General features: G+C 49.5%; 13 protein-coding genes. 5 read left to right on the forward strand and 8 right to left on the reverse strand.

Annotated elements, in window-relative coordinates; translation table 11 throughout:
• Window positions 1–2 precede the first annotated feature (2 nt).
• Genes ACYQ2L_RS02325 through ACYQ2L_RS02350 form a run of 6 tightly spaced genes read right to left on the reverse strand, consistent with a single transcriptional unit; the run spans window position 3 to window position 10,355 of the window.
• Window positions 3–2,984 (reverse strand): adenylate/guanylate cyclase domain-containing protein, encoded by a 2,982-nt coding sequence (locus ACYQ2L_RS02325; RefSeq protein ID WP_460050638.1) that lies wholly within the window; start codon window positions 2,982–2,984, stop codon window positions 3–5.
• Window positions 2,985–3,003: 19 nt separating this feature from the next.
• The gene (locus ACYQ2L_RS02330; protein ID WP_460050641.1) at window positions 3,004–3,723 is read right to left on the reverse strand and encodes a DUF6657 family protein; all 720 of its coding nucleotides are present in this window, start codon (window positions 3,721–3,723) and stop codon (window positions 3,004–3,006) included.
• Window positions 3,710–4,399 carry a 5-formyltetrahydrofolate cyclo-ligase gene (locus tag ACYQ2L_RS02335; protein ID WP_460050643.1) on the reverse strand — a complete coding sequence of 230 codons (690 nt, stop codon included), beginning with the start codon at window positions 4,397–4,399 and terminating at the stop codon, window positions 3,710–3,712. The genes ACYQ2L_RS02330 and ACYQ2L_RS02335 overlap by 14 nt, the downstream gene beginning before the upstream one ends.
• 8 nt (window positions 4,400–4,407) lie before the next feature.
• A complete protein-coding gene (gene treY, locus ACYQ2L_RS02340; RefSeq protein ID WP_460050645.1) occupies window positions 4,408–7,347 on the reverse strand; it encodes a malto-oligosyltrehalose synthase in 2,940 nt (979 codons plus the stop codon).
• 14 nt (window positions 7,348–7,361) lie between these two features.
• Window positions 7,362–9,197, reverse strand: coding sequence for a malto-oligosyltrehalose trehalohydrolase (treZ, locus tag ACYQ2L_RS02345; RefSeq protein ID WP_460050647.1), 1,836 nt, complete (start codon window positions 9,195–9,197; stop codon window positions 7,362–7,364).
• A 33-nt stretch (window positions 9,198–9,230) separates the two neighbouring features.
• Window positions 9,231–10,355 carry a GGDEF domain-containing protein gene (locus ACYQ2L_RS02350; protein WP_460050648.1) on the reverse strand — a complete coding sequence of 375 codons (1,125 nt, stop codon included), beginning with the start codon at window positions 10,353–10,355 and terminating at the stop codon, window positions 9,231–9,233.
• Window positions 10,356–10,456: 101 nt separating this feature from the next.
• On the opposite strand from ACYQ2L_RS02350, the gene ACYQ2L_RS02355 reads away from it, so the two are divergent.
• From ACYQ2L_RS02355 to kduD, 5 genes are all read left to right on the forward strand, one after another.
• Window positions 10,457–14,248 carry a [protein-PII] uridylyltransferase family protein gene (locus tag ACYQ2L_RS02355; RefSeq protein WP_460050649.1) on the forward strand — a complete coding sequence of 1,264 codons (3,792 nt, stop codon included), beginning with the start codon at window positions 10,457–10,459 and terminating at the stop codon, window positions 14,246–14,248.
• 79 nt (window positions 14,249–14,327) lie between these two features.
• Complete coding sequence (gene glnA, locus ACYQ2L_RS02360; protein WP_460050651.1) at window positions 14,328–15,731, forward strand: type I glutamate--ammonia ligase; 1,404 nt, start codon at window positions 14,328–14,330, stop codon at window positions 15,729–15,731.
• 205 nt (window positions 15,732–15,936) lie between these two features.
• Window positions 15,937–16,968: a PfkB family carbohydrate kinase gene (locus ACYQ2L_RS02365; RefSeq protein WP_460050653.1), complete on the forward strand. Its 1,032-nt coding sequence runs from the start codon at window positions 15,937–15,939 to the stop codon at window positions 16,966–16,968.
• Between the two features lie 29 nt (window positions 16,969–16,997).
• A complete protein-coding gene (kduI, locus tag ACYQ2L_RS02370) occupies window positions 16,998–17,834 on the forward strand; it encodes a 5-dehydro-4-deoxy-D-glucuronate isomerase (RefSeq protein WP_460050655.1) in 837 nt (278 codons plus the stop codon).
• An 88-nt stretch (window positions 17,835–17,922) separates the two neighbouring features.
• Window positions 17,923–18,693: a 2-dehydro-3-deoxy-D-gluconate 5-dehydrogenase KduD gene (gene kduD / locus ACYQ2L_RS02375; protein ID WP_460050657.1), complete on the forward strand. Its 771-nt coding sequence runs from the start codon at window positions 17,923–17,925 to the stop codon at window positions 18,691–18,693.
• A 27-nt stretch (window positions 18,694–18,720) separates the two neighbouring features.
• Here kduD and ACYQ2L_RS02380 read toward each other — a convergent pair whose 3' ends face one another.
• Both ACYQ2L_RS02380 and ACYQ2L_RS02385 read right to left on the reverse strand, forming a co-directional pair.
• A complete protein-coding gene (locus ACYQ2L_RS02380) occupies window positions 18,721–19,500 on the reverse strand; it encodes an anaerobic ribonucleoside-triphosphate reductase activating protein (RefSeq protein ID WP_460050659.1) in 780 nt (259 codons plus the stop codon).
• A gap of 2 nt (window positions 19,501–19,502) precedes the next feature.
• Window positions 19,503–21,962, reverse strand: coding sequence for a ribonucleoside triphosphate reductase (locus tag ACYQ2L_RS02385; RefSeq protein WP_487247717.1), 2,460 nt, complete (start codon window positions 21,960–21,962; stop codon window positions 19,503–19,505).
• Window positions 21,963–21,990: the final 28 nt, after the last annotated feature.

A 21,990-nucleotide genomic window follows, 5' to 3' on the forward strand; every position in this document is an offset into this window, starting at 1 on the left:
AATTAATCCTCGTTTCCTTTTGCTATATTACCGTATGAACGGATAGAAAGCCAGCGCTCGAAGAGCTCAGGCGAATTAATTCCTTCTTGTTCTTCCATTACCAATGACTTCAGAATCCGGGGATGCAGGCTGCTGTCCCTGCCTGAAACCCGGGCTGCCAGGCCATGATATAGAATAAGGTCCTTCCGCTGCAGCAGCAAGCCCTGATCATGAATAAATTCTGCTTCTTTCAGGAAAAAGCCGGCATCTGCAGGGGTATTGCGCATACAATTGATTTCCACCAATGCCATGAGCATGGTGAAGCTCGGATAATGAGCCGAATAATGCAGGCCGGATTCTATGCCGCGCATCGCGTATTTTTCGGCTGCTTCAAGTTTCTGCATTCTCATGCATGACTGGGTCAGGCTTCTCAGGGCATCAATACTGTCATATATATTTGTGATTCGGTAGAGATACAGCTCTGCCTGCTCCAATGCGCTTGTTGAGGCCTTGCTGTTGCCGAGGGAATGTTGTGCTGCTGCCAGATAGGCCTGTGCCTGACTCAAAGCACAGTAGTTGCGGGATGGATTCTGCATCATGCCTGGTATGAGTCTGACCAGTTGTTCATAATCACATCGCTGCCAACAGGCACTTGCTGCCAGGAGCATAGAGTAGGTGATGACTTCTGAATCAGGTTCATTGAAAATCGTATCAGGTTGAATAATCTGAATAGCTGTGCAGTAGTCTCCGAGCAGGAGGGCATGCTCGGTGCGTGCATTGCGGATCTGACTTTCCCTTCCGTTCGGGAGCGAACTCATTTCCTCAATCAGATATGAAGCAGCATCACGATGATTTCGCAGCAGTTCTGAAGTGGCGAGTTGATTGAGGACGTTCTGTTTATGTGCGTCATCTTGCTCTCCGTAATAAGACAAGGCTTTCTTGCCGGTATGATAGGCCTTGGAGAATTCATAGTTTTTCAGATGATATGCTGTCAGGAGGTGATATGCGGTCGCCAGGTTCTCTGTTCGGCGCTGCTCGACTGCCAGGGCAATGATTTCGCGGAGGCTTTCTTCTGCGGGAATGGTCGAGCCGTTATTGAAAAGAACAGCTGATTTTATAAAAAGAAGTCCGCAGCGATCTGCTGCACTCAGTTCCGTTTCCGAATGCAGTATGCTGTCAATAGGGCCTGCAATCTCGGGGTTTACAAACCTTTCCACTGCCTGCAGCACTACCGCTGCTGCTCGTGTATATGATTCGCCACGTATCAGATGATGTAGAAGACGCATTGTGTGGGGATTGTCGGATGCGAGCATATAGTCCGCGATTACGTTGTGCAGAATCCTGCGGTTATATAGCAGCATCGAGTCATAAATAGCACGTTTGAATGCCTCATGCTTGAAGTGGAATTGCGTGCCGCTGCGTAGTATGAAATCTCTGTTCTGGAAATCCTGTAATGCTTCTGTGACAGTTTCCGCATTTCCTTCCGTGTGCCCATGCAGAAACTCTGCCTCTTCCCGGGTGAAGTTCAGGGCAAACACCGTCAGTTTCTTGAGGAGATCTCTTTTTTCAGATGGAAATTGGTCTATGGCTGCCAGGAAGACGTTCTGCATGGTGGATGGCACATCCGGTGAATCGGGGTGTTCATGAATGAAACGGACATATTCTCTGAGAAAAAGTGGATTTCCGGAACATGCTTCTATTATTCTCCTCTGCAGCATGGCATGCGGCTCGATAGTATGCAGCTCTGCTATCAGCTTTTCAGCCTCTGCTGTACTGAAGGGAGGCAGGGCAGTTATTTCACAGAAGGGAAATGATTCTGTTAACTCGGTGCTTACGCTTCGGTCTGCGAGCAGGTAGAAGGGGTGCAGATCGTGATTAGCGGTTATATACTGAAATACCTCAAGACTGCCACGGTCTATACATGCGGCATCATCTACACAGATGATGGTGCTGTACGGTCTGAACCGGTTTTCGGAAATTATGATTTCGAGCATTCTGCAGAATAGAGGGAACAGGCTGTTGTTTTCACCGGATTCAGGATTTCTGTAAAAGCGGAGAAAACTCTGCAGATCATCTTCTTCTATTCCTGGTATGTATTCTCTGAGACGTTCAGAATTTTCCTGATTGCTTGAGCTGTGCTTGAGACCACAGAGGGTTTCAATCCCGTCGCTGAGAACGCCGAAAGATCTTATTCTGAACCGCCGGGCCCTGGCATAAAGTATCGGTGCCCGGAAGTCCGGGAATTCCCTGAGCTGATTGAGGAATTTGCCTACCAAAGCAGTTTTGCCTATTCCGGTACTGCCGGTCAGGATAGTCCCGGACAGGCCTGAATGCTTGTGTTTCATATAACGGCTGGTCAGCTGTTGAAGCTCGTTCTCTCTTCCGACAAATATCGCTTCGTGGGGATACGGTCGGCGCTCGAAAACATCATAAACCGTTATCTCCTTGTTGGAACCCTTTATGGAAATAATACGGGGAGGAGAAAACAAAAAGTCGTTTTCACACTTCTCCTGGGTGTCGCGGGAGATCAGGATTCCGTTTTCACGAGCCTGACTTTCCAGCCTGCTGGCAACACTCATGGCATGACCGGTAACTACATGATAATCTCCCCGTTTGCCGGTGGTAATGAGGCCAGTATGGACTGCAGTACGGAATGACAGCTTCAGTTTTCGGACTTTCAGGCTCCGGTTAATCTGTTTGATTTCTTCCTGAAAATCCAGTGCAGCACTGACAGCCCTTTGAGGATCGTCTTCATGTACTCGTGGAACTCCGAATACTGCAACCAGGGCGTCACCGATATATTTTTCGACCATACCGTCATGCCGTTTGACGATCTCCTCATAGGAAGAGAAAATCGTATTCATAAGACCATCTACTTCCTCAGGATCAAGCAGTTCAGACAGACTTGAAAAACCCTGCATGTCCGAGAAAAGAATACTGACTGTACGCCGCTCTCCGTCCCGCAAATAGCTGGAATCCCTGCCTGCTTCAGGCTTGTCGTTCATCATTCGAGTATAGCACGTTCTATAGGTACTGAGGGAGCTGCTGTCGAATCTGGTCTACTACCTGCTGGTAATAGTCCTGTAGCTGTTCCATCGCTCTCTGTAGATATTGCTGGAATTCAGGGTCACTCTCCGGCTTGATACTCACACTCTGACCGGTTTGCTGTGCGTAGGCTTCTTCTTTTTGTCTTAGTCTCGGTGCAAACTGCTCTTTCAGGCTATCGATCAGCTGGACCTTCTCCTGTAAATACTGGGCAAACAGCTGCTGCGCCTGCTGGAACAAGGCATCAACGCCAGCAGTGCTGTTGGAAACCGCCCTTGCAGCCTGTTGCACTGGATCCAGTTTTTTAAGTGAAGATTCGTCAGTCGGTAGTGTAATACCGTTCAGCAGAACCTCCTTGATACCCTCTCGAATCCAGACTTGTTCCTCTGCTGGAAAAGCCTTGATACCTTTGCGGAGTTCTGAAGCGGCTGACTCAACAGCAATAGCTGTATCACTTGAACCTTCTCTGGACTTTCCGAATAACTTCTTGGGTTTCTCCTGCGTGCTGTCTTCCGGCTCTGTTGGCCCGCTACCGGCATTCAGCATATTAAGCTCGGCTTCTGTAAGCTTCTGGTAGAATCCGGCAACAAGGCGTTTTCCATCCTGACGACGCTCATGTTCCCTCAGCTTTTCGCTGTCGCCCTGAACCCCTTCTGTACGTTCCAGGGCTAATTCAAGTGCACTTTTAATCCTCGACACTAGGTTTCTCCTCTATCTGTAATGTAGCTTCCGAAGGTGGGGAAATCAAGCCGCTTTCGGTAAGAATCATATCAAGAAAGATGTCATATTCTGCAGCGGGAAGTGAGGGGAAAAGCTGGCAGGAAAAACCGACACCTATGGTGAGCCATTTTCTATCCGGTAAGCCGGCACCATGGCGGCTGAAATATCGGTCATAGTAGCCTCCCGCCCGGCCAATTCTGCTGCCGTCATGGCCGAATGCCCGACCAGGGCTGAGAATGACCGTGCCAGCCTCAGGAATCAGTTCACCGGGAACCTGTTTCTCAGCCGGGTAGTCCCCATGCTGGCCGGATGCAGGATCCAGCAGTCTGTCAGCACTGATGCCTTTCATATCAGCAGGTGCTATGGTCTCAGGCAGCTTTTTGAAATACATAAGTCCATTGCTGCGCTGAATTACAGGATAAGCAAGCGAGCATCCGCGTCTCCTGACCAGATCCGCCAGTTCCTGCAGGTCCACTTCATCGGGCAGGGCGGCGTACAGGAAAATACTTCTGGCTGACTGCAGCTGCGGAAGATCAGCGAGTGCATGGCAGATCAGACTGCTCAGTCGTCGGCGCTCGCTTCGGTCAAGTTCGGAAATCCTCCGTTTTACTTCCTTTCGGAATTCTCTTTTTCTGCTGACTATTGAATGGTTCATGGATAGTTCTATTGCTCCTGTACGGTAGGCACCAGCACCGCTGCCGGAAAATATCTGAAGAGTTCTGAAATTTTCAGATGAGTATTCTGTATAAATTGTCCTGTAAGGCTGTCACTCCAGTTCCTGCCTCTCATGAGTTCTGAAAATTCCTCTGGAATCAGGATCTCGGTATCAGCCCAGTCAGAGGGGAGGGGTATACCGCTTTCTGGTATCATATGGGCCGTTTGTACCGGAACCGCACAGAGTATCAACTGATCCTGCCGTTTCCGTAGAAAAGCCAGCACATGGGCTGAATACTTTCCTTTTGATTCCAGGGGAATGTAATCACCTTCTGCGAATACATCTGCATAGTACTTCCTTAGCCCAAGCAGGCATCGGAGGGTATGAAGCTTCATAGCCCCATCTGCAGGATGTGTCAGTAAAGACCGTGCATAATCCGGATCCAGTCTATCTTTCTGCAGGCTGTCCAGGCGGAGCTGGTAGTCAACCGGGTGCCGGTTGTCTGGATCTACCAGGCTGTAGTCCCAGAATTCAGTGCCCTGATAAATGTCTGGTACTCCTGGAGTACTGAGTTTGAGGACTGTCTGCATTATGCCGTTCACATAAGCTGCCGGCATAAACTTTCTGCATAGTCGCTGGACATCAGCCAGGAAGACGCTGCTTTGTGCCGGCTGCAGTATGCGTTCGATGAACTCTGCCAGACCGCTTTCGTAATCCTGCTGCACATCGGTCCAGCTGCTATGCAGCTTTGCTTCGCGGACAAGCTTCTGCATATAGGCTTGAATCCGATTTCTGTACAATGCAATATCGTGGAGGTCTTCTTTCTGAGGATCAAGCAGATTCAGCCCGACAGGGAAGGTTCCGACCAGTATCTGGTAGAGAATGTACTCATCGCCCGCAGAGACCGGGTTATCCAGGTTTCGTTTCTTCCGTTCATTCATTGCTGCCCAGCGCTCAACGCTCTGAGTCCATTCATCAGGGAATTCGCTGATAACATTGATTCTTGCTCTTGTATCCTCACCCCGCTTGTGGTCATGAGTAGCAGATGCCAGCATACAGAAAGGGTGATGTTGGAGGCGCTGTTTTGCCTGATAATGAAACGCAGATATCGAGCTGCCGAAATGTTCAGGATGACCGCCTACCTCATTCAAACTGATCATTCTGCCGAAGCGATAAAAGACCGTATCCTCAACAGCTTTTGCCATTACCGGACCTGTAAATTGCTGAGCGCTCATAATAATCTGCATGACAAGTGATTTCTTGTAGCCCATCTGTTTCTGCTGTAGAATATCGGTTGTGAGTACCTGCTCAAGAAAATCATAGACTGATTTGTCCGGAGCTTTACTGGCTTTTTTTGCTTTTGCAACTGCCCACTCCACATCCCTTCTACCGTCCGGATCAATTCCCCGTTCGCTTACATAGGAGCGGTAGACGGGAAAACAGGCGGTAATATCTGCAAATGCCTGGCGCAGTCGTATTCTCGAAAAGTCCCTTGTGCGTCGGCTTTGTTTTGCAAGCCGATTTAATCTATTCGCGATAACATTCAGTTCACTGGCCAATGAATCCTGCATAATAAGATGCTTTGCCTCGGTAATCATTGTCTCGATGTCTGCGCTGCGACCGGTGAAATTACGGTAGAAGCTGTCCAGAGTGTGTTCGGATTCGTGGCGGACCTGCAGTCCATTCACGGCATTGAGGAACTCATATCCCGTTGTGCCGGAAACTGCCCAATCCGATCTGAGATTCTCATGCCTGGCAAGGATTTTTTCTACCAGAATATAGAATGGCTGGTCCAGTCGTGCCTTGGGGTCAGGCCCCTTGAGTTCTGTGAGTTGTCGAGATCCTTCGCTGCCGGGATTCGGACTTTCGAACAGGGCGTATGATGCTCTGTCCTGCAGGCGATCAAAGTATTGTTTGGGATCCCATAACCCGTCTACATGATCCAGGCGGATGCCCTGTAACTTACCCTCGGAAATAAGCCGGAAAATCAGTTGATGGCTTATGTCGAAAAGATTAGGCTCTTCCATCCTGAGCGCAGCAAGGTCATTTATATCAAAAAATCGACGGTAATTAATCTCGTTTGCAGCAAGCCTCCAGTATGCCGGGCGATATGCTTGTTGGGAAATCAGCTTGTCCAGCCTGTCAAAAGATGACGCGGATCCAGTGCTGCCGTTATATTCGGCGATTGTCCTGTCCAGGGCTGACTGTGCTTCAGGATTTCTACGGATTTCAGTCGCCAGGCGCTGTCTCAGGTCATCTGCTGCATTTCTGGTTAGCGTGTGTTGTCTGATTGAGCGGCCTCCGCTTCCTATGTTACGGAACTCTCTGACATAATCATCCAGTGGGCGATACTCTCGGAAGGCTTCCTGCAGAATGCCGGCATAATTTTTGACAGCAATCGGGAAGCGATGCTGGTAATACCACACGCTGAAGCTGCCTTCTGTCATATCATAGGCCAGGCTTAGTTCTCCGTTTTCCAGTATCACACCGTATTGATCGCCAAGTACAGGCAGCAGAATTTTCCCTTTTACAGATGCCTCTACGGGATCCCAGTCGATGTCGAAGAAATTCGCGAATGGTGAGTTTTTCCCCCATTCAAGGACATCCAGCCACCATTCATTGTCTGCTGCACCTACTCCCATGTGATTGGGCACAAAATCCATGATCAATCCCATGCCATGTTGATGGAGACTCCGGCATAGGCTGTTATAGCTGTTTTCATCACCGATTTCCGGATTGAAGTGGTTATGGTCTACAATATCATAGCCGTGGCTGGAGCCCGGACGTGCCTGAAGAACCGGCGAAGCGTATATATGACTGATACCGAGCTCGGCAAAATACGGCACCATGCTCTCGGCATCTATGAAACGGAAGTCACTGGAAAACTGTAGCCGAATCGTCGCCCGGGGATAAGGCGGGGGGCCGGATGCTTTTGATCGTGGAATCATTTGTGTTTCCTGACTCATGACACGCTGCCTGCTGCTGCCCAGATTCTGAGGCTTCCCGGAATGAGTTCAAATAATCCATCGGGTGAGCTGCTGTTGTCCCATATTTTTTTCATTTCTGAATTTTCTATTCCGAATTTCTGCAGTTCATCACAGCAGTCAATTCCCTTTTCACTGAGATTGATTTCGGCGATCAGGGCAGGAGCTGATTCTACATACCAGCAGATAACCAGGGCTTCCTGCTCGACGGTCTGACTGACACATGATCTGGTAGCGTATATTCCTGGAAGCAGTGGGCTAATGTATTTTTTTCTAAGCTCTATCAGGTGCCTCGTCTCCTTTATGCTGTCTGCATGTGGCTGCTTCTGTGTCTCATTCCAGTCGAGGCAGGATTGCCGGAAGGTATCCTCAGCATTGGGATCCGGTATCTGTTCCCGGACTTCAGGATCGGCGAAGGCCGGGAACTTCGAGAATTCCTCCCTTCGCCCCTTTTTGACCGCTTCAGCCAGCTCATCATGGAAATCGCAGAAGAACAGAAACGGGCTGTCTGCCTGCCATTCATCTCCCATAAAGAGCATAGGTGTCTGGGGGAGTAAAAGCATGGCTGCCCTGGCAGTCTGCAGTTTTCTGCTATCACTTAGCATATGGATGCGCTCACCGAAGGCGCGGTTTCCGGTCTGGTCATGATTCTGGAGAAAGTTGATAAAGGCAGATGCCGGAAGCTTGCTGCTGTCTTCACCCCGTAATTTACCATTGCGGTACTCAGACGGATCGTTCTGATATATAAAACCTTCCGTCAGGCTTCTCTGGAGTTTTTCGAAAGGAGATTGGTCATAATCAGAATAATACCCCCCGCTTTCACCGCTCAGAATGCAATGCATTACATGATGATAATCATCGTTCCACTGGGCGCGGTAGGTGCCGTTCAGATAACGAGCCTGGTTGTCATCGTTTTCAAGAATCAGATGAATTATTCGATCTTCAGGTAGTGATTCCCTGATTCTTCTGGAGAGCTCGAACAGAAAATGTTCTTCGGACTTCTCATCGTGTATTTCCTGAACTGCATCAAGACGCAGGCCGTCGAAGCGGAAATCAGACAGCCAGTATTCAGCGTTCTGGATGAAAAATTCCCGGACAGCGCGTTGACTGAAATCAATGGCTGGGCCCCAGGGTGTCTCGACACGATCTGTGAAAAAGTCTCCAGCATAAACATGTAGGTAATTGCCGTCAGGTCCGAAGTGGTTATAAACCACATCCAGGAATACCATTATGCCCATGCTGTGAGCTGTATCGATGAGCTCTTTCAGTTCTTCAGGACTGCCATAGCTTGTGTCCGGAGCAAAGTGTAGTACCCCGTCATAGCCCCAGTTTCTTTTCCCCGGAAAATCGGCAATAGGCATGAGTTCAATGGCCGTAACTCCCAGATCTCTGAGATAGGGAAGCCGTTTCTGTACATCGGAAAAGGTTCCTTCAGGGCTGAAGCTTCCTACGTGGAGTTCGTAAATGACTGTTTGTTCCCATGCCAGGCCTTTCCAGGTACTGCACTGCCAGGAATATTCCTCCGGGAATGGAATGCAGCTCGGTCCATGAACATCGTGTTGTTGTTTCCTTGATGCCGGGTCGGGAACGAGTAGATCATTGTTTATTCTGAATTGATAGGGGGATCCCGGCTGGCTTTCAGGATCATGTGACCGGGGCAGACTGAGCTGCCACCATCCGTGATCAAGCGGCTGCATCGGTATGCAGCGTGATTCAAGCGATAGTTCTACATTCTCGGCCCCGGGGGCCCATAGTGAGAAACGGATCTCGTCCTCATCGATAAACGGTCCAAAAGGAAATGCTTCGCTTTTCATATCTATAGTATCGCCGTTGATATGGGGGGTCTGTCAAGTAAACTGGTTTTTTTTACTGTATCTGCTTGCGAGTAGTAACAGACCATTTGAATACAGCTCACATCGGTTACGGCCGTTTTTTTTGGCCCTGTATAAGGCCTGGTCGGCTTCATTGATCAGGTGCTTGGGATCATCATCTGGAGGGTAGGCACAATGGGTAATTCCGATGCTGACGCTAAGAGATAATTCCAGATCCTGATAGGTAATAGGAGTCCGGGCAATGGTTTCACGCATGCGTTCAGCAACTGAAAGAGCCGAACCCTTACTGCATTCAGTCAGGAGTACTAGGAATTCTTCACCGCCGTAGCGGGATACGATATCCTCCTCGCGAACAGAATCCTCGATAATGCGTGATAACTGGAATAATGCTCTGTCGCCGGCCAGGTGACCGTATTGATCATTCAGGGACTTGAAAAAATCGATGTCTATGGCCATCAGGGCAAAACCATGATGATAACGATCTACCCGATGGATCTCTTCCGTCATGCGCCGGATAAAATAACTATGATTATACAGGCGTGTCTTGAAATCGGTTACTGATGATGTGTAGTGGATTACATTCTGCAGACCGATTGATGCGAATTCGAACAGCATTTCGATATAGGTTTTTTCCTTGGCGGTGTAATCGTCGTCAAGGACCTTCCGTCCGAGCACTACAATGCCGTACAGGCCGATCAGTCCTTTCAAAGGGAGAATGATTTCAGGATTCAATGGTGATAGTTCAGCAGCGCAATCGGCTGATATCTGGCTTAGCTGTTCAATAGTCAGGGCAGATACTGCAGTATCGAAAATCTCGCGGAAATTCTCCAGTGAAGCGAGAGAAACCGGGCATCGTGCAGGGCGCAGATTCTGGAAACAGATACTGCTGATGGGATCTTTCTGGTTTGAGCTGCTCTCATCCCGACGGATAAATACAACCAGATAGCTGGGAATAAAACGCTGGACCAGGCATGAACTGAGATAGCTGACCAGATCTTCCTCACTGGTTTTTGTAAAGAGTTCAAGAGATTGGGAAATCAGTTCCTCATAGTCATGGGATTTCGCCTGATACTCATGCAGCTGCGAGAGCAGACCGGAATCTTCCAGAGTTGTATATTGGCGTAGTGAATCCTCATGCATAGGATTGAGTATAGACCAGAATTCCTTCCATTTGTAGTAAGAATTACACACAGACAGATAAATTGTTGCAGGAATTCGAACAAAGCTCTACTCTGTATGCTATGAGCTATGCAGCAGAAGTCAGAGAGGCATTGCCTCCACGGTATTTTTCCGGATTCAGTGAAGATGAACAGGCGCAGCATTCAGAGGATCTGGAATCACTCGGGCCTGAAGGTCAGTTTAGGGTCAGGATAGATTCTCTCATGGAGGGCTGTGGAGATGATGATCAAGTCACTGCTGCTGGCTGTACCCGGGTTAAACTGACTGTAATCGCCTATGATGTTCCGGGTCTCTTTTCAGTACTGGCGGGTACACTCGCTGTAATGGGCTGTGAAATCAACTCAGGCATAAGCTGCACCGCCAGGCCGGATAACTCAGGAAGTTACAGGCGTCTGACCGAACAGCGCCGCCGGATTATAGATGTCTTCACCGGAAGTCTCGAGTCCAGTCTTGATTTCGAGGTCTGGCGTGTACAGTCCATGGAGCGCATTGAGTCCGGAATTGAGCGCCTGTGCAGTGCCGGAGCAGATGCCGTGCGTCTGGTTCAGAAGGAATTGGCCCAGGCAGTTGCTGAACAGCTGGATGCCGGAAGCGCTGTGAATGGAACGGCTTTACCCCCTGTCAGTACGGATATCAGCGTCGGGGAGTATGGAACGAAAATCTCGCTAACTTCGAAGGATACTCCATTTTTTCTGTATTCTGCTGCTAATGCCCTGAGTCTGCATGGTGTGTCTATAGAGGGAGTAGAAATCTATACCCGGGATGGACTGGTAGAAGATATTTTTGAACTGGTAGATAATTTCGGGCGTCCCCTGGATGATACTGATCAGCTCGAGCATCTCCGCTTTTCTCTGGTCTTCACAAAACAGTTCACATATCACCTGACCGCTGCCCCGGATCCCTTCACAGCCCTGCAGAGATTTGATGAGCTGATGCAGGAATTGATGAAGGTGAGTCAGCGTGCAGATATGCGGGATACCCTTAGTGATCCCGGGCTTCAGGATGAGCTTGCCAGGTTGTTGGGTGCCAGTGACTTTCTGTGGGAGGATTTTATCCGTCAGCAGCATGAACAGATTGTGCCACTTTTAACCCGCGAATCGCGCGGGCGTGTTCTCAGTCTGGATGATGCTCAGGTTGGCCTTGAACTTGACTCAGCCCTGGATGAAGTTCAGGGGAGTGCAGAAAAAATCCGGATACTGAATGAATTCAAGGACAGGGAGATTTACCGAATTGATATCGATCATATACTGCATCCCGATCTGGACTTTTTCTTTTTAAGTCGCCGGCTGGTGCGCCTGGCTGAGGAAGTTATTCGTGCTGCATTGGATATTGCCTATGAATCCGCTGTGAATCGCTGGGGTGTGCCGAGAACAGCAGGCGGTATGACAGCCTCATTTGCAGTTTTCGGACTCGGAAAGCTAGGCGGTGAGGCTTTGGGATATGCCTCTGACCTCGAGCTTCTCTGTATGTACGCTGATTCCGGCAAGACAGACGGAGAGAACAGCTGCTCCAACAGAAGCTTTTTCGAGAAAATGTTTACCGAAGCGATGAGGGCTATAAAGGCGAGAAAGGAAGGGATCTTTCAGGTCGATCTTCGATTACGGCCGCATGGTGAGGATGGACCCATTGCTTGCACCCTGGAGAGCTTTATGTCCTACTACCAGCGAGGTGGCGGGGCACATAGTTATGAGCGGCTGGCTTTGATACGCCTGCGCCATATTGCAGGGGACCGCAGCTTTGGCGCTCAGGTTGAGCGTATGAGAGATGAGTTGGTCTATCACTCAGACAGCATTGATCTGCCCGAGCTCAGAGAACTGAGGAACCAGCAGTTGCAGCATAAGTCCGAGGATGGAAGAAGTAATGCCAAATTCAGCCCCGGAGCGCTGGTGGATCTTGAATATAATGTGCAGATTCTCCAGGTCGAGTTCGCCGGCCGTTATCCTCAGTTGCGGACTTCCAGTGTCCATGAAGCGTTGAAAGGACTCAGCAGAGCTGGCGCTCTTGAACGTGGGGAAGTCCAGCAGCTTGTGGATGCGTACCGCTTCTTCCGTCATCTTATAAACGGGCTCCGTATGCTGCGCGGGAATGCCAAAGATCTTTTCCTTCCGGATAAATCATCGGTTGAGTTCTCTCATCTGGCCCGGCGTATGGGCTATGCCGGTAGCAGTGTGTCACCGGCAGATCAATTGTATATGGATTTCCAGCAACGGACGGCAGAAGTCCGCAGTATTGTAGAACGGAGAATGGGCCGGGGGGCTATTCCCGGGGAATTTCTCGGGAATATTCTTGACTTTATTCTGCGCGAAGATCTCGATCCGGAGGATGCTGTAGGTTTTTTCAGCCGCCATGGTTTCAGTGAACCCCTGAGGGCACTGGAACATATCCGTATGCTTGATTCTGCCGCTCCCCGGGATTTCCGGAGAATAATAGTTCTGGCTTTCGATGTACTCGGTGCTCAGCCCGATCCGGATCTGGCTCTGCTGCATTGGACTCAGCTTGCTGAACGTCTACCGGCCGGTCCGCATTATGCTACTCTTGCGAAGCAGCCGAAGCGAATGCAGATACTTTTCGGGCTTCTCAGTGTCAGCCGCTTTCTGTCAGATATTCTCATACAGAATCCTGATTTTTTCGACTGGGTCACGGAACCTGCTACTGTTGCCCGGCTCAGGAGTCTGCCTGAGCTCAAAGAAAATCTGGAAAACTGGATGCAGAATCTTGATGATGATCAAGAGCGTGATGCCCTTCGGCGCTTCCGGAAACGGGAAATGCTCAGAATAGGAACCAGGGATCTCCAGATAGCAGTTCCGCTTAAGCATACCCTGACTGAAATTTCCAACCTGGCTCAGACTGTTGTTGCAGCTGCTCTTGGTACTGTCTGGAAGCGATTGCTTCGGGAGTCCAGGATCACGGTAGCCTCCCCGGAACGATTCTGTATTCTTGCCTTCGGTAAATTCGGCGGCCAGGAACTAAACTACAGTTCCGACATCGATCTCCTGGCAATATATGAACCGCAATCAGGTCAACGGAATAATCAGGAGGAGCGTGAATATGCCCAGGTAATCCGTCAGTTGAGCCTGCTTCTGAGTGAGTTCAGCGTTGAGGGATATGCCTACAGGGTTGATCTCAGGCTGCGTCCCTTTGGTGCCAGCGGCGATCTTGCCTGGTCAGTGCCGAGGATTCTGGAGTATTACCGGGATAGTGCTTCACTCTGGGAGTATCAGGCTATGATAAAGCTCCGTCCTGTGGCGGGGAAGCTGGAAATCGGTGAAAAATTTCTCCTGGATGTGCGTGAATACCTGCCGGATGCCGCTCAGGATGAACGGATTATCGAGAATATCCGCAGCCTTCGTGAAGAAGCGGTGCAGCAGTATAAGGCTAAACAGCATAGGATGCAGCCCAGTTCCGACCTGAGTCTGGAAGAGTCTTCCCGTGTCAGTCAAGCATTGAATGAACTGCCCAGCCTGGATATCAAGAACGGGGTAGGAGGAATCCGCGATATAGAATTCCTCGTACAAGGTATGCAGCTGCTTAACGGACGCAGCAATCCGGAAATAATTACCGGCAACACCCTGGAAGCACTCCGACGGCTTGCCAAAGCCGGGGTTGTTTCCAGTCAGGGGGCAGCGGAGCTTGCTGAACACTATCTGTTTCTTCGCCGACTTGAACATCTGCTGCAGATTTTTGAAGACCGGCAGGTACATGAATTACCGAGAAACGAGCGTGCACTACGTCGTCTTGCTCGTACATATGCCGGACCGGATGCTGATCCAGTGGATTTGCTGCGGGATATTTTGAAGAGAACCAACAGTATACGTAGTATGTATGATTCTTTCCTACAAAAATGTAGCTTGTAAAAATATTATTTACATTGATGTATGCTGGTGATATATTTCGTAACAACAAAACCACCACGGCAGATATAAGGAGAAGATTATGACTGCTCAGGAAATTATGACAATGATTCGCGAGAACGATGTGAAGTTTATCGATCTCCAGTTCGGTGACATGTTCGGACGGCTGAACCACACCACTTTTTTAGCTAAAAACTTCGATGCTGATCAGATTACTGAAGGCATCCCATTTGACGGTTCTTCTATCCGTGCGTGGAAGTCCATCGAAAAGTCCGACATGATTTTCAAGCCGGACCCCAAAACCGCATTTATAGATCCCTTCCGCCAGCAGACAACCCTGGTCATGTTTGGTGATATCTGGGAGCCCCGAACTGGTGAGCGTTATGACCGTGCTCCCAGAAATATTGCACACAAGGCACTTGAGTACCTGAAGAGTCTGGGTATTGGTGATGAACTCTTTTTCGGACCCGAGCCGGAGTTCTTCATTTTCGACAGCGTTCGAGTGGGAACATCGCCACAGAGTTCATTTTACGAAATAGACACTGTTGAAGGTCCCTGGACTATGGGTGAAGGCGGTCAGAACCTTGGTCACAAGATCAAGCACAAAGCCGGTTATTTCCCTGCAACCCCGCAGGATACCCAGATGGATCTTCGGTCGGAAATGACAGATCATATGGAAGCAATGGGAATCACTGTATTCCTCCATCATCATGAGGTTGGAACCGCACAGGGTGAAATCGGAGTCAAGTTTGGTGATATAATTACTGCTGGTGATATGGTTCACAAGTACAAGTATGCAGTAAAAAACACCGCACACAAGTACGGCAAGACTGCGACCTTCATGCCGAAACCCATGTTCATGGATAACGGAAGTGGAATGCACGTTCATACATCCATCTGGAAGAACGGGGAAAATACCTTTGCTGGTGACAAGTATGCAAACCTCAGTCAGACAGCCTTGTATGCAATTGGTGGTCTGCTGAAGCATGGTCGATCCATTCAGGCATTTACTAACCCGATAGCAAACTCCTACAGGCGCCTGGTTCCTGGTTACGAGGCTCCGGTGAAACTGGCATACAGTGCAACAAACCGTTCAGCTGCTATTCGTATTCCTTATGTTGATAATGACAAGGCTCGACGCTTTGAGTTCCGTTGTGGTGATGCAGGCGGATCTGCTTACCTGAACTTTGCTGCAATGACCATGGCAATGATAGACGGGATCCGCAACAAGATTGATCCAGGTCCTGCTCTCGACAAGAATCTTTATGATCTGCCGCCGGAAGAGGCTGCAAGCATCCCTGGAACCTGTCCGACCCTTGAAATGTCGCTTGATGAAATGCTTCGGGACAAAGACTGGCTTACCGCCGGTGATGTTTTCACAGAAGAGTTTATCGATGCCTATGTAGATTACCGTCGACAGGAAGAGGTTGAGCCGATCAAGCTGCAGCCTACTCCCCTTGAGTTTGAACTTTATTACGACGTGTAAGAAAAAGCACACACACTAAAATAGCGTGATGCATAGCCGCCATCCGGGATTTACCCGGGTGGCGTTTTTTTTTCATGGTCCAGCGCTGCAGGTGCACTAAATAAACTGTGCTGGGTTTGCCCGGTATTCATTAAAATGAAACTTTGTTCCAAAAAACTTGACTTTCCCGTTCAAGCTGATATACTGTCACCTTAGTGAGGTATTTATGAAAAAAATAGTTACTTTTGGTGAAATAATGTTACGACTGAAATCTCCGGGGCATGAGCGGTTTTTTCAGTCTCCTGCTCTTGAGGCAACCTTCGGAGGCGGTGAATCCAACGTGGCGGTTTCACTGAGTCTGCTCGGTATGCAGGCACAGTTTGTTACTATGGTTCCTGCTAATCCGATAGGTGAGGCCGCAGTACGGGAAGTACAGAGATACGGTGTTGACGTCAGCGCAATCGCCCGCGGCGGCGCCCGCCTGGGAACCTACTATCTCGAGACAGGTGCCAACCAGCGCGCCAGCAACGTAGTATACGACCGGGCATTCAGTAGTATCTCCACTGCAAAAATGGAAGACTTCAACTGGAAAGCTGTACTCGATGGAGCACAGTGGTTTCATATAACCGGAATTACACCTGCATTAAGCCGCGAAGCCGCTGACCTGTCTTTGGCCGCAGTCAAGGCTGCCAAAGAGGCCGGGTTAAGCGTCTCTATTGACCTGAACTACCGCAAGAAACTCTGGAACTACGGTGCCAGCGCACCGGAAATAATGAGCAAGCTGGCTGCATATGCTGATCTTATAATTGCAAATGAAGAAGATATCCAGAAATGTCTTGGCATAGAGGCCAAGGATGTAGATGTAAGTTCGGGTCACCTCAGCACTGACAGCTATAAACAGCTTGCCGGACAGGTCAAGGAAACCTACCCGAACATCAGTAGGATTGCTATTACCATGCGTGAAAGTCTGTCGGCAGACAAGAATGGATGGTCTGCAGTCCTTGATACTCCGGAAGGTTTCTTTATCTCGAAGAAATATCACATAGATGATATTATCGACCGCGTTGGCGGTGGGGATAGTTTCAGTGCCGGCATTATATACGGTGTACTGAATTACCCCGATAATCAGCAGGCGCTTGAGTTTGCGGTTGCCGCTTCAGCTCTGAAGCATTCAATTCCTGGTGATTTCAATCTGACCAGCCTCGATGAAGTAAAGAACCTAATGGGCGGAGACGGCTCCGGCCGGGTCCAGCGATAAAGCAGAACAATCAATCAAAAGGAGTTATAATGAAACTTGATATTCGACATGCAAACCACCCGGAAGATGTGAAGCGATATAATACAACAGAACTGCGCGAGCATTTTCTGGTTCAGAATCTTTTCGAAGCAGATAAGGTTTTCCTGACCTATACCCATGTAGACCGCATGGTTTTCGGCGGGGTAATGCCCTCAACAAAAAAACTCGAGCTGCAGGGCGGAAAGGAATTCGGTACCAGTGAATTTCTCGAACGGCGTGAACTTGGTGTGATCTGTATTGATGGCAAGGGCAGTATCAGTGCGGATGGCACAAGCTATACCATGCAGAAAGGTGATGGTATCTACATCGGCATGGGTGCAAAGAACATCGGTTTTGAATCAGCCGATGCTGCAAAACCGGCAAAGTTCTACATAGTCAGTACCCCGGCCCATCACAGCTATCCCACTGTGCATATTCCACAGGCGAATGCTAACCCCAGGAAGCTCGGGGATCCCGAGCAGGTGAATGTCCGGACAATATATCAGTATGTTCACCCCGCTGTATGTGAAAGCTGCCAGCTCGTCATGGGTATGACCATGCTGGACAATGGCAGTGTATGGAATACCATGCCATGTCACACACATGAGCGTCGAATGGAGACCTACCTGTATTTCGATATGGACGCCGACACACGGGTCTTTCACTTTCATGGGGAACCGTCTGAAACAAGGCACTTGGTAATGGCAAATGAGGAAGCGGTTATTTCACCTTCATGGTCCATACATTCGGGAGTAGGAACAGGGCGCTACACCTTTATCTGGGCTATGGCTGGGGAAAATCAGAATTTTGACGATATGGATTTCGTAAAACCGGCTGACCTGCGCTGATCTTTCTGGATCACTTTAGCAGGCCGCTAAAAACTTCCGCCGGCATGATGGATAGCCGGCGGTACACACGACGCATAGGAGTAATTGAATGAGTAACATAGTAGATACATTTCGACTAGACGGAAAGACAGCAATCGTGACTGGCGCTGGCCGCGGACTTGGTCAGGGCATGGCCCTTGCACTGGCAGATGCCGGAGCTAATATAGTTTGTGTCGATTACAGTGGTGAATCAGAGGAAACCGCTGCGAAGGTGAAGGAACTCGGGCGTGGCTATCAGCATATTCAGGCTGACCTACGCTCAATCGAGGGAATTCCTGCAATCATAGAGACAGCAAAAAAAGCCTTCGGCAGCATAGATATTCTGGTTAACAACGCTGGAATTATAAAACGGAATGACAGCGTTGACTTTACCGAACAGGAATGGGACGATGTCATGAACATAAACATCAAGACCGTTTTCTTTCTCTGCCAGGCAGTCGCCAAAGAGTTTATTGCTCAGGGTAACGGCGGAAAAATCGTGAACATTGCTTCTATGCTTTCCTTCCAGGGCGGGATTCGTGTTCCTTCCTATACCGCAAGCAAAAGCGGGGTTAAGGGAATCACCATGCTCATGGCAAACGAGTGGGCAAAATACAACATCAATGTGAATGCAATCGCTCCCGGCTACATGGCAACCGACAACACCGCTGCACTCCGTGCAGATGAGCAGCGCAGTAAGGAGATTCTCGACCGCATACCTGCCGGCCGATGGGGATCACCGCAGGATCTTGGCGGAGCAGCCGTATTCCTTTCCTCAAAAGCAGCTGACTATATTAACGGCTACACCATTGCCGTTGATGGCGGCTGGTTGGCTCGCTAAGACGCTGGCGTAAAATGGCGCAAAATGTCAGGAGGCGGGGGGCTGAAACCCCCGCAGGCTAACAAAAACACCCCTGTGTTTCGCCTGTTCTATTATCCGATCGATAGCCTGCCTGCCAATGGGCAGGCTATTTTTATGCAGTGGATCGTTGTCAGGTTCTGGTGATGTCGTTCGGTCAGCTGGCCGATAATTCTGCAGTACCCAGGATTCGCCCGGCTCAAGTAGCTCAAGAATTGTCACCAGATCATTTTCCGTGACGACTTTCGGTGCACAGGTAGTACGAAACTCCAGGTTTCGGGTTCGACCTTCAACAGCAGCTTTTTTCCAGTCCCTGAGATTGGTGATCGAGCGCAGAATGCGCTCTGCTGTTCGTGGTGCTGGACCCGAGCGCGTTCCACCCTCGACCCGGCCGTAATTCCCCGGGCTGGTTTTCAGATCCATTGCCACAAACTGAACACCTTCACATGTGAGCGCAGTCCCCAGAGCATCAGGATAATAGCCTGATGTATCAAGTTTTATATCGTAGTGGAACCGGGATATCTCCTCTATAAGCTCAGGTAAGTCCCTGTGCATGAGCGGTTCTCCACCGGTAATTACCACCCCCTGCAGGATTCCTGAACGCTTGCGCAGATGCTTGAGAACCTCAGAGCGAGGTATAAAGTGATCCGGAGGGCTGCCGTGCAGCAGCTCCGGATTATGGCAGTAGGGGCAGCGCAGCGGACAGCCCATAGTAAAAATAGTAGCAGCAACCCGGCCAGGGTAGTCCAGCATACCACTGCGCAGCAGCCCCAGCTGCTCGAGATTCATATTCACTCAACCCGACAGATGTTCGCACTTGCTTCGGGATTTTTTGTCAGAAGGGCACTGAGTTCATCAGCCGAACTGCAGCGGGCAATTTCAGAACCCTTGGTGTCTTTCAGAATAACCGTTGGTACGGTCATAATGCTGTGCTCTATTGCAAGTTCCTGTCCTTCTTCAGAATCGACATTTATTGCCTGGTATTCCAGTCCATCCAGCCGGGATTTTACTGAGGGACATCGCGGACAGGTGTCCCGGTAGTAGTATTCAATGAAGCAGCTTTCGTTGACTGGCAGAATATCCGGAGCATAGTTGCTGGTACTCATTGTGCCTTCTGTTAAATCTGTGGCTGCCTCCGGGAGTGGGCCTTCCTTTTCACCCTGCGGCAGGTATGTAAGCCGATCACCAAACTCTTCACGCTTACCCTTGTTCCAGTTTTTCAGTGAGCGGTAGTAGCCTACAATCCTGGTGTAGACCTCTGTTTGCCGACCGCAGGTCGGGCAGCTGTGCTGCTCACCGCTCAGGTATCCGTGATCTGCACAGATCGAGAATGTCGGTGATATGGTGAAGTAGGGAAGGTGATAGTTGCTGGCTATTATTTTGACGAGCTGAGCGCAGGATTCCCAGTCTTCAATTGCCTCACCAAGAAAGCCATGAAACACTGTTCCACCAGTGTATTTGGTCTGCAGTTCATCCTGTATATCCAGAGCATCAAAAATATCCTCTGTATAACCAACAGGAAGATGACTGGAATTGGTGTAGTAGGGCTCATTCTCACCTGAGGTGATAATGTCCGGATAATGCATTTTATCATGCTTGGCCAGACGGTATCCGGTGCTCTCAGCCGGAGAAGCCTCAAGATTGAACAGGTCTCCAGTCTGCTCCTGGTAATCAGCAAGACGGTCACGCATATGCTCAAGAACCCGTACAGCAAAGCTACGTGCATCAGCATCCAGAATATCCTTCCCGAGGAAATTCAGTAGTGCCTCATTCATACCGGTAAGGCCGATTGTACCGAAATGGTTATTCAAATGCTGCAGATAGCGCCTTGTGTAGGGGAAGAGGCCAGCATCAAGAAGTCTGGTCACAATCTTTCTTTTGGTTGTTAAACTCTCGGCAGCCAGATCCATGAGCTGATTCAGTCTGGCGAAGAACTCATCCTCGCTCGAGGACAGATATCCGATTCTTGGCAGGTTGATTGTCACGACACCGATAGAACCCGTGAATTCATCCGATCCGAATAATCCGCCGCCTCGTTTCCGGAGTTCACGTTTGTCCAGCTGCAGTCGGCAGCACATGGAGCGGACATCTCCCGGATCAAGATCGCTGTTTACGAAATTCTGGAAATACGGGGTTCCATATTTTGCTGTCATTTCAAAAAGCAGTTTTGAATTCTCATGCTCCCAGTTGAACTCTTTAGTAATATTGTAGGTTGGAATAGGATACTGGAATCCGCGACCATTGGCATCTCCTTCCAGCATCAGCTCTATAAATGCCTTGTTGAGAAGATCCATTTCGGCTTGACAATCACCATAAGTGAAATCCTGTTCTTTGCCACCAACGACAGCTGGTTTGTCCCTTAGATCGTTGGGAACAATCCAGTCCATGGTGATATTGGTGAATGGAGCCTGACTCCCCCAGCGGCTCGGTGTATTTACACCGAATACGAAGCTCTGCAGGCTCTGTTTTACGGAGCTATAGTCAAGCTTGTCGCACTTTACAAATGGGGCAAGATAGGTGTCAAAGCTGGAAAAAGCCTGGGCACCGGCCCATTCATTCTGCATAACCCCGAGAAAGTTAACCATTTGCTGAACAAGCGTCGGCAGATGTTTTGCCGGAGCGCTGGTAATCTTGTCCGGAACACCGCCAAGGCCTTCAGCTATAAGTTGCCGGAGTGACCATCCGGCACAGTATCCGGAAAACATGCTGAGGTCATGAATGTGGAAGGCTGCAGAGCGGTGAGCCTCAGCGACTTCAGGGGAATAAATATTCTTGAGCCAGTAATTAGCGGTAATTGTTCCTGAATTATGCAGAATCAGTCCACCGAGGCTGAAGTTTACATTAGCATTTTCATTTACCCGCCAGTCGGATTGAGACAGATAGCCATCCATAGTGGTGTCGATATCCAGCATCAGTTTCTGGGTGTCCCTGATCGCCTCGTGGCGAGCACGGTAGATAATGTAACTCTTGACAACCTTCGCCTCACCGGCTTCTATCAGGACCTCCTCCACGATATCCTGAATCTCTTCAATGGCTGGTGCGCTGTTAGGATGTCTATCCGCTAAAACCCGGCGTAACCTGGCTTCCACGCGGTCACTGAGTTCTTCCAGATATCCTGGTTCATAGCTTTCGTGAACAGCGTTGAAAGCTTTCTTTATTGCCTCGGTGATTTTATAATGATTGAATTCCTCGAGTCTGCCGTCTCGCTTGATTACCCTTCTCAGTGCCGGCCGCTGCAGTGGCTGGTGCATACCTCTTCCCTCCATATTTTATATCCCC

Source organism: Spirochaeta dissipatitropha, from assembly GCF_054657935.1.